This is a genomic window from Ruegeria sp. B10 (genome assembly GCF_056539825.1).
Window position 1 is genome coordinate 140062 of the sequence record NZ_JBQFVP010000003.1, and the last position, 16504, is coordinate 156565.

Sequence of the window (16504 nt, forward strand, 5' to 3'; positions counted from 1 at the left end):
ATTCGTCGAGCGAGGTTTCCCCTTAAATGCCCGTAGTTGTTGTAGAATCTCCGGCCAAAGCAAAAACAATCAATAAATATCTCGGCCCCGACTACACGGTTCTGGCCTCCTATGGCCATGTGCGGGACCTGCCGCCCAAGGACGGATCGGTCGATACCGACCACGAATTCGAGATGAAGTGGGAGGTCGGCAATGACAGCAAGAAGCACGTCAAAGCAATTGCCGATGCGCTGAAAGAAGACAATGCCCTGATCCTCGCAACCGACCCCGATCGCGAGGGGGAAGCGATCAGTTGGCACTTGCAGGAAGCGCTGACCAAGCGGCGCTCGATCAAGAAAGATACCCCAGTCAGCCGCGTGACCTTCAACGCGATCACCAAAGAGGCCGTCACCCAGGCGATGCAAAACCCGCGTGAGGTCGACATGCCGCTGGTTGAGGCCTACTTGGCCCGCCGTGCGCTGGACTATCTGGTGGGCTTCAACCTGTCGCCAGTTTTGTGGCGCAAATTGCCCGGCGCGAAATCGGCAGGCCGGGTGCAATCTGTCTGCCTGCGGCTGATCGTCGAACGCGAGATGGAGATCGAGGCTTTCAAGCCGGTCGAATACTGGTCGGTCAAGGCCCTGTTCGAAACGCCACGCGGCCAGACCTACGAGGCGCGCCTGGTCACCTATGCCGGCAAAAAGCTGGACAAGCACGATCTGAAAGACGCGACACAGGCGGAGCTGGCTGTTCAGGCCATCACCAGCCGCGCGCTAAGCGTGACCTCGGTCGAGGCGAAACCTGCGGCACGCAACCCCAGCGCGCCCTTCATGACCTCAACCCTGCAACAGGAGGCCAGCCGTAAGTTCGGTATGGGTGCGCGGCACGCGATGCAGGTGGCGCAACGTCTCTATGAGGCGGGCTACATCACTTATATGCGAACTGACGGCATCGACATGGCCCCCGAAGCGGTTGCCGCCGCGCGCGATGCGATCTCGGACCGTTTTGGCGCCGAATATGTGCCGGACAGCCCGCGCATCTATAAGAATAAGGCCAAGAACGCGCAGGAAGCGCACGAATGTATCCGCCCGACGGACATGGCGCGCGATGCAAAAGAGCTGAAGGTGACCGATGAAGATCAGCGCAAGCTTTATGATCTGATCTGGAAGCGTACGATTGCTTGCCAGATGGCTGCTGCGCGCCTGGAGCGCACAACCGTTGAAATCGGCAGCGACGACGGTCAGGTCGGCCTGCGCGCGACCGGTCAGGTAGTGCTATTTGACGGCTTCATGCGCGTTTACGAAGAAGGCCGCGACGATGTGGCTGATGACGATGAAAAGCGCCTGCCTCAGATCATGCAGGGCGATCCGGCGCGGTTTGCCAAGGACTCTCTGATTGGCCAATTCGAAAAGTCGACAGGTGAGGCTCAGGTCACAGAAGGCGCAAAAACCGCGAAAGAAGCAATTCTGTCCGAAAACGAAGCCGTTCTGGCGTTGCAGCACCACACCCAACCGCCTCCGCGCTATACTGAGGCCACACTCGTCAAGCGGATGGAGGAACTGGGGATCGGCCGTCCTTCCACTTATGCCTCAATCGTGACCACGATTCAGGACCGCGAATATGTGCGTAAGGACAAGAACCGCCTGATCCCCGAGGAAAAGGGCCGGATCGTTACGATCTTTCTGCTGAACTTCTTCCGCCAATACGTGGGCTATGAGTTCACCGCGAATCTGGAAGAAGAGCTGGACGACGTCAGCGCCGGCGATCGCGACTACAAGGATCTGCTTGGCAAATTCTGGCGCGATTTCTCGGCCGCGATTGGCGAAACGTCTGAGCTGCGCATCTCGGAAGTGCTGGACAAGCTCGACGAAGCGCTGGCCCCGCAATTGTATCCGCCTCGTGAGGACGGGTCGGACCCGCGCATTTGCCCGAAATGTGGAACGGGCCAACTGCACTTGAAAACGTCCCGTACCGGCGGGTTCGTGGGCTGCGGCAACTATCCGGAATGCACCTATACTCGCCCCATCGCGGGCGAGGGGGCCGAAGGGGATGAACGTCTTCTCGGTGAGGACGCAGGCGACGAGATCTGGCTGAAATCCGGCCGGTTCGGTCCCTATGTCCAGCGCGGAGAGCCAACGCCCGAGAACAAGAAACCCCCGCGCGCCTCTCTGCCCCGTGGGTGGAGCAAGGATGACATGGACCTTGAGAAGGCCCTGACCCTGCTGTCCCTGCCCCGCCAGATCGGTGAACATCCCGAAGGCGGTATGATTAGTTCGAACTTCGGGCGGTTCGGGCCGTATATCATGCACCAACTGCCGGAAGAGTCGAAACCGGTCTACGTCAATGTCAAAGACCCCAATGACGTGTTCGAGATCGGCATGAACCGCGCGGTCGAGATGCTGGCAGAAAAACGCACCAATCCGGGACGTGGTCGGCGCGCGGCGGCAGCCCCCCTCAAAGAGCTGGGCGAACACCCTGATGGTGGTGCCATGCAGGTTCTTGATGGGCGCTATGGGCCGTATGTGAAGTGGGAAAAGGTCAACGCCACCATTCCCAAAGACATCAAACCCGAGGATGTGACGCAAGAAATGGCCATCGAACTGGTCAATGAACGCGCCGCAAAGAAGGGAACGAAGAAAAAGGCTGCCCCAAAAAAGAAGGCCACCGCCAAGAAAACAACGAAGAAAACGGCAAGCTAGGGTTGGATAGGTAGAAATACCACCAGCCCCTTGGATTCGTTGACTTCCCCCTGACGCGGCGGCACAACCTGCCCATCACCATGTCATTGGGGGAGTTTTCCATGAAGAAAATCTATGCCAATGCCTCTGACGCGCTCGACGGAGTGCTGTCGGATGGCATGATGATCGCGGCGGGCGGATTCGGCCTGTGCGGCATCCCGGAACTGCTGCTAGAGGCGATCAAAGACTCGGGCGCTCAGGACCTGACCTTTGCGTCGAACAACGCAGGCGTCGACGATTTCGGTATCGGCATCCTGCTGCAAACCAAGCAGGTCAAGAAGATGATCAGCTCGTACGTCGGCGAAAACGCGGAATTCATGCGTCAGTACCTGGCCGGAGAGCTTGAGCTGGAATTCAATCCGCAGGGCACTCTGGCCGAACGGATGCGCGCAGGTGGCGCAGGTATCCCCGGTTTCTACACCAAAACCGGCGTGGGCACCGTGATCGCTGAGGGCAAGGAACACAAAGACTTCAATGGCGAGACCTACATTCTGGAAGAAGGCATCTTTGCCGATCTGGCCATTGTCAAAGCCTGGAAGGCCGATGACACCGGCAACCTGATCTTCCGCAAGACCGCGCGGAACTTCAACGTGCCTGCCGCGACCTGCGGCAAGATCTGCATCGCCGAAGTCGAAGAGATTGTCCCCCGCGGTTCGATGGACCCGGATGCGATCCACCTGCCGGGCATCTATGTGCATCGGATCATTCAGGGCGATCACGAAAAGCGCATTGAACAGCGCACCACCCGTAAGAAGGAGGAAGCATAATGCCTTGGGATCGGAACCAGATGGCCGCGCGTGCGGCGCAAGAGCTTGAAGACGGCATGTATGTGAACCTCGGCATCGGCATTCCAACGCTGGTGGCAAACTATGTGGGCGACAAGGACATCACCCTGCAATCCGAGAATGGTATGCTGGGTATGGGCCCCTTCCCGTTCGAAGGCGAAGAAGACCCCGACCTGATCAACGCGGGTAAGCAAACCATCACTGAGCTGTCGCGCACCGCATATTTCGACAGCGCGACCTCGTTCGCGATGATCCGGGGCGGCAAGATCGCTGCGGCGGTACTGGGCGCGATGGAAGTGGATGAAGAAGGCGACCTGGCCAACTGGATGATTCCCGGCGTTCTGGTCAAAGGCATGGGCGGCGCGATGGACCTCGTGGCTGGTGTCGGCCGCGTGATCGTTGTGATGGACCACACCAACAAACACGGCAAATCCAAGCTGCTGAAGAAATGCACCCTTCCGCTGACCGGGAAAAAGGTGGTGAATCGCATCATCACCAACCTCGGGGTTCTGGATGTGGTTGAGGGTGGCCTGAAGATCGTCGAGATCGCTGAAGGCGTCACCGAAGACGAGATCCGTGCCGCAACCGAGGCGAACATCGTCAACTAGACCAAGATCAGGGCCTGCTGATATAGGCAGGCCCTAGTTCAGCGTCTGGAATACGCACCCATCCGAGGCATAGACCGGCGGCGTTGCGCAGAGCGCACGCGCGACCTGAAAAGCCGCAAGCACCTTGGGCACGTAGTCCCGCGTCTCTGCATAGGGAGGCACACCGCTGTGTTTGCGAACGGCCCCCTCTCCGGCATTATACCCGGCAAGCGCCAATATCGGGTCATTGTCGAACTCACCCATCAGCCAATCCAGATATTTGACCCCACCCGAGATATTCTGTGAGGGCTGGAAGCTGTCCTGCACGCCAAACCGCTCGGCTGTTGCGGGCATCAGCTGCATCAATCCCTGCGCCCCGGCCGAGCTGACCGCGTCGGCCCGCCCAGCCGATTCCACCGAGATAACCGCCAGCACCAGTGCAGGCGAAACATTGGTGCCAATGGTCGAGCGTAGGATATCGCGGCCCTGATTTTTCACGATGCCCTGCAGGGTCTGCAAACGGGGTGTCGAGACGCTTGTAGCGGCCAGGGCGTTGATCGCCGAATCCAGCCTACCTGGTCCGGCTTGTGCCAGTTCGGGAGAGATCTTCTCCCAAAAGGCTTTATAGGCGCCTTTCGGCGGCGCTTTGGTCGCGACTACGGGGGCGTCCTCCGCCGGCGGCACTTTGGCGCGTTTGATGACCTCAGGGACCGCAAGCTCAGATCCAGTACTAGGCGCTGAGGGGCGGGCTGCATGTTCTTCGGAGGTAATCCGAATGTTAACCTTGGGCCGCTGACCCGGCAGAGGCGCCTTGATCCTTTTATAGACACCACGCGGTTCGACCTGATCCGAGCGCACGGTGTCTGGCGTGCATACCAGAAACGCCAATACGCCGGCGCATGTAACTGCGTCCCGGAGATTCATTTGCCTGCCTCATGTTTTCGTTTTGATTGATTTGAACCTCGAATCTTCGCGTAAAGCCAGAAAAACCAAGCAAATTGGGGCAGTTTCGCCTCATTTGCCGCAAATTTGCATCGCTAAAAGACGACCCCAAACAACCGAATTTGTTTTTTTATATTTACTTTCAATATCTTATAGAAAAAGTGACCAGAAAGTTTAGCATCGGGCGAATTTTTCCCTGTTTGGCCCAATTCCTGCCACGCACAACAGGCAAACATAGATGCATACCGAGACGATCGGGAGCGGACTGAGAGAGGAAGCTCTGAAAGACGCCGAGGTTTAGAATACTTTTTTAGATCCTTTAGGAGGGACGTAACATGATCAAGTTCATCAAGAACTTCCGCAAAGACGAAGACGGCGCAGTAACAGTTGACTGGGTTGTTCTGACCGCAGCAGTCATCGGCCTGGCAGCCGTTGCATACCAGCAAATCGAAGGCGGCGCGACCAGCCTGGCGGACGACGTAGACACCGCGCTGAGCACCGCTACTGTTTCGACTGGCGACAACACCAACGCAGGCGGCATCACCGCAGCAGGCTCTGCGACCGGTACCGACGAATAATTTGGCTTACAGCTAAGTTACTAGGCCGCACCAAGATCTTGGTGCGGCTTTTCTTTTTGAGGTAAATACACCCAAAGTCTACAAGGCACTATTTTAACAAGCGCTTTTGTCACCGTCAAAAATGAGTTTTTGTTCCGTGACCAATGCGAAAGCAGTGGCAATTTGGCATGACCTCCTTTTTCTGGCCCAATTTCCGCCATCCACGTCAGCTAAAACTGTATAGATCGAATTATCTGCACTTGGGCTGGCAATGGCTTGGGTAGAAGAGGCTCTTGGAAGGACGACACATGAAACAGTTTCACAACCGCTTTGCGAAAAGCGAAGAGGGCGCAATCACGGTTGATTGGGTCGTCTTGGTTGCTTTGATCATCGGACTCAGCTCTGCACTCATACTTGTGATGAGAACCGGAATGGACAATTTCGGTGGAAACGTGGACCAAGCCTTGTCAACGGCGACAGTCAGCACTGGTGACAATGACAACGCTGGCGGCATCACTTCAGCCGGAACTGTAAACGGCGAATGATATCTTTGAACTAAAAATCGTGCGCCTGTGACAGTTTGCAACGAGTTTTCTGTCCGGCGCGCGATTGCTTTGACGTCAGAGATTTGTGCGCGAGCGTCGCAGATGAACAGAAAAGTTTTTGCATCGAAAAACGCTTTTGCCCCAGATTTCGACACAATTCCCCGTTAAACAGGTCGCTGTTTCAGAACTTCTTGTTGGGCGCAAATTGCCCAACTAGCACAGAAAGAGGTGTATGTATGCGAGCGATATTCGGACTTGTCCTGATTGTCGGACTAGCTCTGGCCGGTGGTGCTGTCTACATGGCGCAGAACTATATCTCTGCTTATCAACAGGAACTCGCACGCGAACGGCAAGCAGCAGCCGCCGCGTTAGAGGCCGCCGCGGCAGAAAACGCTGCGATCGAAGTGATTCCAACCGTAGGTGTTATTGTATCAAATCGAACCCTGAAATACGGAGAACGCCTGGCAGAAGACGACGTGCGCGTCGTTGAATGGCCAGAAAACGCGATCCCGGAAGGCAGCTTTACCGACCTTGCGGTTCTTTTCCCTGAGTCAGGCAGCAAAGATCGTTTCGTTCTTCGCACAATGGAAAAAGACGAAGCGCTGATGGAGGTCAAAATCACTCAGCCCGGCGAAGGGGCGGGTCTGACGTCTCAGCTGGACAAAGGTATGCGCGCTTTTGCCATTCGCGTTGATGTGGCTTCGGGCGTTTCTGGTTTCTTGCGCCCCGGAGATTTTGTGGACGTGTACTGGACCGGTTCGCGTCGCGGGACAACCGCCGAAGCGGATGGCGAGATCACCCGCCTGATCCAGCCCCGGGTCGAACTTATCGCCGTTGACCAGATCGCAGGAACGGATGTGACTGGAACAACCATCGCGCGAACGATCACCGTTGCAGTCACACGTGAACAGGTTGCTGTACTTACGCAAGCGCAAAACACGGGCAGACTGACCCTGGCGCTTGTTGGGATTGAAGATGAAACGGTGTCGTCAGAAGTCATTGAAATCGATCAACGCGCGTTGCTGGGTGTCGTCGAGGAAGAAGCCGCCCCCGTCCCTGAACGTGTGGAGCAACAAGTTTGCAAGACACGCATTCGTCGCGGTAACAGCGAAGTTGCCGATAGTGTGATCGCCTGTACAAACTGACGCCTATTCAGGACGTTACACCTGCCGAGCCGCGCAATTTGCGCGGCTCATTTGATTCCTATGTTGCCAATTGCCCACATAAGGAAACTTCCGGAAACCCTTGATTATTGCAATAAATTCCGTTTTCGCGCAGAGTTTCGCCTATAGGGCATAAGACCCATAAAAACGAGGCGTGATCGGAGAGGCAGGTCACATGAAAATACGTTCCTGGATCAGCGCAACCCTGCTGGGGTTGTCGCTCGTTGTAAGCCCAGTCGGCGATGCCGCTTGGGCCGAAACTCTTCGCGTGGTGAAGAAGGGCACAGTGGAAACGCTGGAAGTACCTGTAAACCGCGCGATTGTTGTTGAAAGTGAAGAGCCGTTTGCCGAACTGAGTATCGCGAATGCCGGCATTGCCGACATCTCGTCGCTTTCAGAGCGAACGATCTATGTCTTGGGCAGAGCACCCGGCCTAACTACTCTTACACTGTTCGATGGGGCCGGTATGCTTTTGGCGAATGTCCGCGTACGCGTGTCCCCTGACGTGACTGAATTTAAAGAGCGTCTGAGGCAGATCTTGCCAAACGAACAAATCGAAGTGCGCACTGCGAACGACGGCATCGTCTTGTCCGGCACGGTTTCAGGAGCGGCCAAACTAGCCCGCGCATTGGAACTAGCCGAACGCTATGCCCCCGACCGGGTCTCGAACCTGATGTCGGTCGGCGGTGTGCAGCAGGTCATGCTGAAGGTTCGCTTTGCCGAAATGAACCGCTCGGTCGCAAAGAACCTGTCGACATCTCTTGGCTTTGGAGGCGGCGACGTCACAGCCGGTTTCAACACCCTAAACACGCAAGGTGCGTTGAACAATGCGCTGGCCAACAACATTCCGATCGCGCAAGCAAATACGGGCGCAATTCTGTTCGGTTTTGGCGCCGGTTCTACCCAAGTTAGGCTACTGCTTGAAGCACTCGAAACCAAAGGTCTTGCGCGTACGCTCGCCGAACCGAACCTATCCGCTCTGTCCGGTCAGCAGGCAACGTTCCTCGCCGGTGGTGAGGTCCCGATTCCTGTGCCCGCAGATGACGGTGTTGTCGCAATCGAATACCGCGCGTTCGGTGTTGAGATCGACTTCATTCCGCGCGTGGTCGACGGTGATCTTATCAACTTGGAGCTTGGCACTGCAGTATCGAGTATCGATACGTCTTCGGACTTTACGATCAACGGCGATTCGGTCCCAAGCTTCATTACCCGCCAGACCTCAACAACCATTGAGCTGCGCGACGGTGAAAGCTTTGCGATCGCAGGCCTGATTCAGGATGACTTCACGGACCTGAGCAATCAGGTGCCATGGTTGGGCGACGTTCCTGTTCTGGGCACCCTGTTCCGCAGCGCACAGTACCAGCGAGAACAAAGTGAGTTGGTTATCATCATCACCGCGCACTTGGTCTCACCGACCCGTGGGGAAACGCTTGCTTTGCCGACAGATCGAGTAAAACCCCCCAGTGAATTTGATCTGTTTATCAACGGTCGCGTTGCTCGGACCGAGCGCGCAGGCGCAGGTGGCGCATCGGAAGTCGCCAAGCAAGATTTTGGCAGTTCTTACGGCTATATTCTGGATTGATGAGGAGGTTAGGACCAATGAAAACGTTGATACTCACCTTAGGTCTTTCGGTCGCAGTTACCGCATGTACACGCGAAGCCGGGTATGAAATTGATGCGGGAACCTTTGGCAACGCGACGCTGAACAATTCGCAGGTCATGAACGGTGAGCTGACATACGCTCAGATTCTGAGCCGCCGGTTCGCCGCTGAAGTCCCCAGCCAAGTGAACTTTGCCTTCAACAGTTCACAGCTCGATGCGTCGGCCCAACGTATTCTGTTGCAGCAGGCGGATTGGATCAAACAATTCCCTGAAGCACGGTTCCGTGTGTATGGCCACACGGACGCAGTGGGCTCAGCCAGCTATAACAAGAGCCTTGGCTTGCGTCGGGCACAGGCTGTTGTGTCCTTCTTTGCCCAACAGGGAATCTCGCGGTCTCGATTAGAGGCGGTGGTTTCTTTCGGCAAAACGCGCCCATTGGTTGCTACAACGAATCGCGATCGCCGGAATCGCCGGACAGTGACCGAGGTTTCGGGCTTTGTGGATCGCGCACCACAAACGCTGGACGGCAAGTATGCTGATGTCATCTATCGCGAATACGTCGAAAGCGCAGCTTCCGGTTCTACAGTCGAACAAGTCGACGCAACTGGCGGCGGCGGTGGATAATCCCATCTGAACGGGCGACATCGTCGCCCGTTTCCCTACAATTGGTTCTTTTGCGCCAAATTCTCGCCCAACTTCCAAGCGACATTGTGAACAATAGGGTGACCTGCGGCCAAAATTGACCGCATTGGGGCGACAGCAAATCTACCCGAGCGTACACGTTCGCATGAAATGCCAAGCCCTCTCTACGAGGATTGTGTATATGAGTAGTGCGACGCCGCAAGACAACGACTCGGGAATTCTGGCCTGCACGATCAGCCGGGACGTCCAAAACTTCGATCTGCTGATCGAAGACATGGAAACAATTCTGGGTGAGCGTTGGGGCGATCTTGGCTTTGCCGAAGCTCTCGCGTTTTTCAGCCAACCTGAGGCAGAAACACTGGAATTCGTTGCCCTGGCCATTGATGGTGAAGATGAAGACAACCTCTCGTTGATGGGCGAAATCATCACCCAGGCAAAAGACAAGAAGATCAAAGTGGTGCTTATTGCCGAGGACGTGACCCCCGCCTCGCTACACCAGCTTTTACGCAAAGGCGCGGATGAATTTGTCCCTTACCCGCTTCCCGAAGGCGAGCTGAACGAAGCGATCGAGCGAATGAACAAGCCCGATCCTGTGGTTGCAGCACAAGCAGCCGCTGCCACTCTGACCAGTGGCGAATCAAAAGAAGGCGCTCTGTTCGTTGTACAAGGTCTGGCGGGCGGCGTTGGTTCCACGACACTGGCTGTGAACCTGGCCTGGGAACTAGCCACAATCTCGGACAAGGACGCACCTTCTGTCTGTCTGATCGACCTGGATCTGCAATACGGCACGGTTTCGACCTATTTGGACCTGCCACGCCGTGAAACCGTGTTCGAGATGCTGTCCGACACAGCGTCAATGGATGATGAGGTCTTCTCGCAAGCCCTTCAAAGCTATGAAGAAAAAATGCAGGTTTTGACGGCCCCATCCGACATGGTGCCGTTGGATTTGATCACACCCGAAGACATCCAGCGCGTGATAGATACGGCGCGTAAGCATTTTGACTACGTGATCGTGGACATGCCCAAGACATTGGTTTTGTGGTCAGAAACCGTTCTTCAGGCCGCTCATGTTTATTTCGCCATGATCGAGCTGGACATGCGCTCGGCTCAGAACGCATTGCGTTTGAAACGCGCCTTGCAGGCCGAAGAGCTGCCGTTCAACAAATTGCGCTTCGCCCTAAATCGGGCCCCCAAGTTCACCGATCTAAACGGCAAGGGGCGCATAAAACGTATGGGCGAAAGTCTCGGAATTTCAATCGACCTGCAATTGCCCGATGGGGGCAAGCCGGTGATGCAAAGCGGCGATCATGGCCTGCCATTGGCCAGTTCGGCCGCTAAAAACCCGCTGCGTCGCGAAATTGCCAAGCTTGCAAAGTCGCTCCACAGCCTCGGCAGCAACGACGCCGAGGCCGCATAATACAACCCTAAGGGAAGAGCCGCCATGTTTTCCAGATATAAGAAAGCGTCTGATGCGCAGCCGGTCGAAACTCCGGCCAAAGCGCCCGAAGCGGCCCCCGCAGCGCCAACGGCAACAGCAGTTGCACGCAAGCCCGTTCAGAAGAAAGCTGGCGAAGTCACGAGCGCCGACCGCGACCGCAAACGGAAAGAGCGCCTGAGTGAGATCAAGATTGAGCTGCACCGGGAGCTTCTGGAAAACCTGAACCTCGCCGCCCTTGAAAACGCGGGTGAGGCCGAGCTTCGCACTGAGATCAGCGCGATTGCCAGCGAGGTACTGGAAGCCAAAAGCATCGTGCTGAACCGCGACGACCGCGCGCAGCTGAACAAGGAACTTTACGACGAGGTCACAGGCCTCGGCCCACTTGAGGCCCTGCTTCGCGACGACACGGTCAACGATATTCTAGTGAACGGCCCACAACAGATTTTTGTCGAACGTGCGGGTAAGCTTGAAATCAGCGATATCACGTTCAAAGACGAAAAACACCTAATGCGGATTATCGACAAGATCGTGTCCGCAGTGGGTCGTCGTGTTGACGAATCCAACCCTTATGTCGACGCCCGTTTGGCCGATGGCTCGCGTTTCAACGCGATGGTCCCTCCGATCGCTGTTGACGGCTCGCTGGTGTCGATTCGTAAGTTCAAAAAAGACAAGCTGGGTATCGATGATCTGGTCAATTTCGGCGCGTTCACCGAAGAAATGGCCGCCTATCTTCAAGCCGCCGTTTCGACACGCCTGAATATCATCGTCTCGGGCGGTACGGGTTCCGGTAAAACGACTACTCTGAACGCGCTTTCGAGCTTTATTGACGACGCTGAACGTATCTTGACCATCGAGGATACGGCGGAACTTCAACTTCAGCAGACTCACGTCGGCCGGATGGAAAGCCGCCCGCCAAACGTTGAAGGAAAAGGTGAGGTCAGCCCCCGCGATTGTCTGAAAAACGCCCTGCGGATGCGTCCCGACCGCATCATCGTGGGTGAGACTCGTGGCGCCGAGGTGATCGACATGCTGCAGGCGATGAACACCGGCCACGACGGCTCAATGACCACAATCCACGCAAACTCGGCAAGGGATGGTATCTCGCGTCTCGAGAACATGATCGCGATGGCGGGGATCGAAATGCCGATCAAGGCGGTTCGCAGCCAGATCTCAAGCGCTGTGAACTTGATCGTTCAGGCCAGCCGTCTCCAGGATGGCTCGCGCCGCATGACCTCGATCACCGAAATCACCGGGATGGAAGGCGATGTGATTTCGATGCAAGAAATCTTTCGTTTCCAACGCGTTGGCCTGACACCCGATAACAAAATCATCGGTCACTTCACCGCCACCGGCGTGCGCAGCCACTATTCCGAGCGCTTCCGCCTGTGGGGCTTTGACCTGCCCTCGTCCATCTACGACCCAACCACAATGTAGGAGATTACGACATGCAATTGCCTATGGAGGCTCTCATCTATGTCGCCATCTTCGTGGGCGTTCTTGCCCTGGTGGAAGGCATCTATCTTGTGGCGTTCGGCAAATCCATCAGCCTGAACAGCCGGGTCAACCGTCGTCTGGACATGCTCGACAAGGGCGCGGGCCGCGAGCAAGTTCTGGAACAGCTGCGCAAGGAAATGCAGCAGCATATGAAAACGCAGAGCATCCCTCTGTATTCGCTGCTTGCTGACAAGGCCCAAAAGGCCGCCATCGCGTTCACGCCAAGACAACTGATCATGATCATGGGTCTTGTTTCGGCTTTTGCCTTTGTTGGCTTGAGTATTGGCACGGCAACTGAAACTGTGCTGCGCGCGGCTATTTCGATCGCCATCGGTGTTGGTGGCGTCTTCATGTGGGTCAGTAGCAAAGCCAAAAAACGCATGAGCATGATCGAAGAACAACTGCCTGACGCAGTCGAGCTTATGGTCCGCTCACTGCGCGTCGGTAACCCTTTTGTGTCTTCAATTCAGATCGCTGCAAACGAAGTTCAGGACCCCCTTGGAACCGAATTTGGTGTAATCGCAGATGAGTGCGCCTATGGTCGTGACGTGGGCGAGGCCCTCAAAGACATGGCAGAGCGACTGGACATGCAAGACTTGCGCTTTCTAGCGGTCGCAGTTGGCATCCAGCAGCAGTCAGGTGGTAACCTGGCCGAAATTCTGGCTGGATTGGCCCAGGTGATACGTGCACGTTTCCGCCTGTTCCGCCGCGTCAAGGCAATCACCGCGGAGGCGCAATGGTCCGGCAAATTCCTTTCGGGATTCCCGTTGTTCTGTCTGGTCTTTATTTTGGTAAAATCGCCAGACTACTATGACGAAGTTCTTGACCACCCCTGGTTTATCCCATGCTGTTTCATCGTTGGCATCATGCTGACACTGAACCTGATCGTTATGAAAATGATCACCAACATTAAGGTTTGAGGTCTGTGTCATGGAATTTCTAGCCTCCATCAATGATACTTTGACGCAGCAGCTGGGAGAGTTTGGCCCCCTGATCGTGGTCGGTGTTCTCGGCGTGGTTTTGGTGGCAGTGGCGGTTCTGCTAATGCTGAACCAGCCTGAAGATCCTCTAAAAAAACTTCAACGTTCGAACGCGGCACCAAAAACGCCAAAGAAATCCAAAAAGGATCAACTGCGTCAAAGCGGTCGAAACGAACAGCTTGAAAAGTTTGCGACTTTCCTTGAGCCCAAAAGCGAAGAAGAGCTGTCGGCCATTCAGCTAACAATGCGTCAAGCGGGGTATCAATCCAAGGACGCGGTCCGGTTCTTTCACTTCGCACAGTTCGCTCTGGGTATCTTGGGTATCCTCCTCGGAGTTGTATGGGTCACGGTATTTGCTGGCGATCAGGAGTTCACTGGAACCCAATTGTTGATCCGCGTTCTGGTTCCGGGCGGGATTGGGTATTTCATACCGAAATACTGGATTACTCGCCGCGTTGAAGAGCGACGTGAAGCCATTACATCTGCCTTTCCGGACACGTTGGATTTGATGCTTGTCTGCGTCGAAGCCGGCCAGTCCCTCGACCAGGCGATCGTGCGCGTCGCGTCGGAAATGAAAAGCTCTTACCCGGAGATTGCGCAGGAATTCGAAGTCGTTGCCTATGAAATGAAAGCAGGTAAGGACAAGGATACGGTCTTGCGTGACTTCGGAACGCGCTGCGGCGTTCAGGATGTGAGAGCGTTTGTGACCGTGATGATCCAATCAGCCACGTTTGGTACCTCTATTGCTGAGGCTCTGCGGGTTTATGCTGCCGAAATGCGTGACAAACGTGTGATGCGTGCAGAAGAAGCCGCAAACAAGTTGCCTACCAAGATGACTCTGGTCACAATGACCCTAACGGTACCGCCTCTATTGATCATTCTGGTGGGGCCTTCTGCAAGCGTCATTTCGAACTTCGGAGGATGATGTAACTTCGATGCTCCCAGAAAAAGGCTGTGCCTTGCTTAGGCTTCGCCGAAGTTTTCAGGCCATCATGGTTTTCGCCATGGTGGCCTCTTGCACGGAAGGGAGCTTGTCGGATGACCTCGATGCGCCGGGTATAGATCCGACGGGACAAGCCGAAGACAACATCACCGTAGGAAACCGCCTGATGGCCGCCGGAGAATACGAGCTTGCTCTCGACAGCTTTACCCGCGCCGCGCTGGAACAAGGGATGACGCCGCAGGTTCTGACCTCATTGGGGACCGCAAATCTGGGGCTGCGTCGTTTGGGGCAGGCCGAGACCCTTCTACGCCGCGCGGTCGAGGATGACACAGACTGGCCCATCGCTTGGAACAATTTGGGTGTTCTGCTGATGGAAACCCGACAATACCCCGAAGCGGAGCAGGTGTTTCGACGGGCTTTTGCGTTGGACAATGGCGAAAGTGACGCAATCCGCGACAATCTTCGCTTAGCTATCGCAAAAATGGAAAATCCTGTTAATAATACTGACCAAGAACAAGAATATACGCTGGAGCAGCTAGGCGACGGGCAATTTTCGCTACGCAAAATCCAGTAACCGAGGCAAGAGCAGTAAAAGGACGCAAAAATGCGCCAACAATTCTTGATTCCGTCACTCGTGGTCACTGGGTTGATCCTGTCCGCCTGTGCAAAAGAAACCGAAGAGGAAAAGGTCGAACGTACATTTCAGGAGGTGAACGTCATTGACGAAACCAACCTGAACGACGTGCTTCTGACCGCGGCCGACCCCAACGAGGCGGTCACCTATTTCCACAATGCCGCCGCCAAAAACCCCGACCGGATCGACCTGCAGCGCGGGCTTGCGATCTCGTTGGGTCGCGCCAAACGCTCGACCGAGGCGGCCGCCGCGTGGAAACGGGTGACGACCATGAACGGCGCCAACGCGGCCGACCGGGTCGAATACGCAGATGCGCTGGTACGCAATGGGGATTGGAACACAGCCCACACCGTTTTGAACTCGGTCCCGCCGACGCATGAGTCTTTCAAGCGCTACCGGCTTGAAGCCGTCGTCGCGGATTCCCGCAAGGAATGGAAACGCGCCGATCACTTCTATGAAACGGCCGTGGGCCTGACCACGCGCCCGGGTGGGGTGATGAACAACTGGGGCTATTCCAAGCTGACGCGCGGACAATATGCCGAGGCTGAGCGCCTGTTCACCGAGGCCGTCCGCCAGGACAAGAGCCTGTTTACAGCCAAGAACAATCTGGTTCTGGCCCGGTCCGCGCAGGGGAACTACAGCCTGCCGGTTGTGCCCATGACACAGGTTGAGCGCGCCCGGCTGTTGAACACGATGGCAATTTCCGCAGTGAAACAAGGGGATACGGCAACCGGCAAGAACCTCCTCCGCGAGGCGATTGCGACCCATCCCCAACATTTCGATGAAGCCGTCCGCTCGCTTCGCGCGCTCGAGGAAAGCTGACACATGGCGATACCGGCCTATGCGGCAGCATGGTTTCTGCCCTTTGTGCTGCCGATCTGCTTTTACGTCGCGTTCACGGATATGCGTGAAATGAAGATTAAGAACCACGCCGTCACGGCGCTGGTTCTGGTCTATATCGTCGTTGGGCTTTTTGTGCTGCCTCCGTGGTCGACGGGGCTGATTGGAGGGCAGATCGGCCCTCTTGATATCGCATTGCCTATCTATGTCTGGCAATTCCTGCATATCTTCGTGGTTCTGCTTGCCGGTATCATCCTGAACGCCGCCGGAGCGATGGGCGCGGGCGATGCCAAATTTCTGGCCGCAGCCGCTCCGTTCATCTGGTTCGCAGATGTGGTTCTGCTCATGGCTATTCTGATGGCATGTACTTTGGGGGCCGTAGCGACCCACCGTTTGGCCAAGCACACAAGGCTGCGCACGATTGCCCCACATTGGGATAGCTGGGACAAAGGCAAAAAGTTCCCGATGGGGCTGGCCCTGTCCGGTTCGCTTGCCATGTATCTGATTCTTGGGACTGTTCTCGGATCGTAAACTATCATCTGCGCGCCTTGTCGCTGCCTTGGTCCCGCCACAAAGCTGCGCCAGATTTCACGCAACTGGCCCGCTTTGGGGCTTTTGGTGTGACATCAGAACAG

At 56.0% G+C, this 16504-nt stretch carries 16 protein-coding genes; 15 read left to right on the forward strand and 1 reads right to left on the reverse strand.

Annotation, left to right across the window (positions count from 1 at the left end):
* Positions 1-26: 26 nt before the first annotated feature.
* The 3 genes from topA (at position 27) to ACR0J4_RS05130 (ending at position 4110) form a co-directional block, all read left to right on the forward strand.
* Positions 27-2678 carry a type I DNA topoisomerase gene (topA, locus tag ACR0J4_RS05120; protein WP_170554666.1) on the forward strand — a complete coding sequence of 884 codons (2652 nt, stop codon included), beginning with the start codon at positions 27-29 and terminating at the stop codon, positions 2676-2678.
* Between the two features lie 101 nt (positions 2679-2779).
* Positions 2780-3484, forward strand: coding sequence for a CoA transferase subunit A (locus tag ACR0J4_RS05125; RefSeq protein ID WP_170640390.1), 705 nt, complete (start codon positions 2780-2782; stop codon positions 3482-3484).
* A complete protein-coding gene (locus ACR0J4_RS05130) occupies positions 3484-4110 on the forward strand; it encodes a CoA transferase subunit B (protein WP_170554670.1) in 627 nt (208 codons plus the stop codon). Before ACR0J4_RS05125 ends, ACR0J4_RS05130 begins: the two co-directional genes overlap by 1 nt.
* Before the next feature lie 33 nt (positions 4111-4143).
* On the opposite strand, the gene ACR0J4_RS05135 is transcribed toward ACR0J4_RS05130, so the two are convergent.
* Positions 4144-5013 (reverse strand): lytic transglycosylase domain-containing protein, encoded by an 870-nt coding sequence (locus ACR0J4_RS05135; protein ID WP_170554671.1) that lies wholly within the window; start codon positions 5011-5013, stop codon positions 4144-4146.
* A gap of 353 nt (positions 5014-5366) precedes the next feature.
* On the opposite strand from ACR0J4_RS05135, the gene ACR0J4_RS05140 reads away from it, so the two are divergent.
* From ACR0J4_RS05140 to ACR0J4_RS05195, 12 genes are all read left to right on the forward strand, one after another.
* Positions 5367-5609: a hypothetical protein gene (locus ACR0J4_RS05140; protein WP_170471960.1), complete on the forward strand. Its 243-nt coding sequence runs from the start codon at positions 5367-5369 to the stop codon at positions 5607-5609.
* 287 nt (positions 5610-5896) lie between these two features.
* The gene (locus ACR0J4_RS05145) at positions 5897-6133 is read left to right on the forward strand and encodes a hypothetical protein (protein ID WP_170554673.1); all 237 of its coding nucleotides are present in this window, start codon (positions 5897-5899) and stop codon (positions 6131-6133) included.
* A gap of 236 nt (positions 6134-6369) precedes the next feature.
* Positions 6370-7278 (forward strand): Flp pilus assembly protein CpaB, encoded by a 909-nt coding sequence (gene cpaB, locus ACR0J4_RS05150; protein ID WP_170554675.1) that lies wholly within the window; start codon positions 6370-6372, stop codon positions 7276-7278.
* Between the two features lie 193 nt (positions 7279-7471).
* On the forward strand, positions 7472-8878 hold the full coding sequence (locus tag ACR0J4_RS05155; protein ID WP_170471966.1) for a type II and III secretion system protein family protein: 1407 nt from the start codon (positions 7472-7474) through the stop codon (positions 8876-8878).
* A 17-nt stretch (positions 8879-8895) separates the two neighbouring features.
* On the forward strand, positions 8896-9522 hold the full coding sequence (locus ACR0J4_RS05160; RefSeq protein WP_170471968.1) for an OmpA family protein: 627 nt from the start codon (positions 8896-8898) through the stop codon (positions 9520-9522).
* A 199-nt stretch (positions 9523-9721) separates the two neighbouring features.
* Positions 9722-10957, forward strand: a complete 1236-nt coding sequence (locus ACR0J4_RS05165) for a CpaE/TadZ family protein (protein ID WP_170471969.1) — start codon at positions 9722-9724, stop codon at positions 10955-10957.
* A gap of 24 nt (positions 10958-10981) precedes the next feature.
* The gene (locus tag ACR0J4_RS05170; protein ID WP_170471971.1) at positions 10982-12412 is read left to right on the forward strand and encodes a TadA family conjugal transfer-associated ATPase; all 1431 of its coding nucleotides are present in this window, start codon (positions 10982-10984) and stop codon (positions 12410-12412) included.
* Between the two features lie 11 nt (positions 12413-12423).
* Complete coding sequence (locus ACR0J4_RS05175) at positions 12424-13392, forward strand: type II secretion system F family protein (RefSeq protein ID WP_170471973.1); 969 nt, start codon at positions 12424-12426, stop codon at positions 13390-13392.
* A 10-nt stretch (positions 13393-13402) separates the two neighbouring features.
* Positions 13403-14377, forward strand: coding sequence for a type II secretion system F family protein (locus ACR0J4_RS05180; protein WP_170554677.1), 975 nt, complete (start codon positions 13403-13405; stop codon positions 14375-14377).
* Between the two features lie 67 nt (positions 14378-14444).
* The gene (locus ACR0J4_RS05185; RefSeq protein WP_170472275.1) at positions 14445-14969 is read left to right on the forward strand and encodes a tetratricopeptide repeat protein; all 525 of its coding nucleotides are present in this window, start codon (positions 14445-14447) and stop codon (positions 14967-14969) included.
* 30 nt (positions 14970-14999) lie between these two features.
* Positions 15000-15851, forward strand: a complete 852-nt coding sequence (locus ACR0J4_RS05190) for a tetratricopeptide repeat protein (protein WP_170471977.1) — start codon at positions 15000-15002, stop codon at positions 15849-15851.
* A gap of 3 nt (positions 15852-15854) precedes the next feature.
* Positions 15855-16400, forward strand: a complete 546-nt coding sequence (locus ACR0J4_RS05195) for a prepilin peptidase (protein ID WP_170554680.1) — start codon at positions 15855-15857, stop codon at positions 16398-16400.
* The last annotated feature ends 104 nt before the right edge of the window (positions 16401-16504 follow it).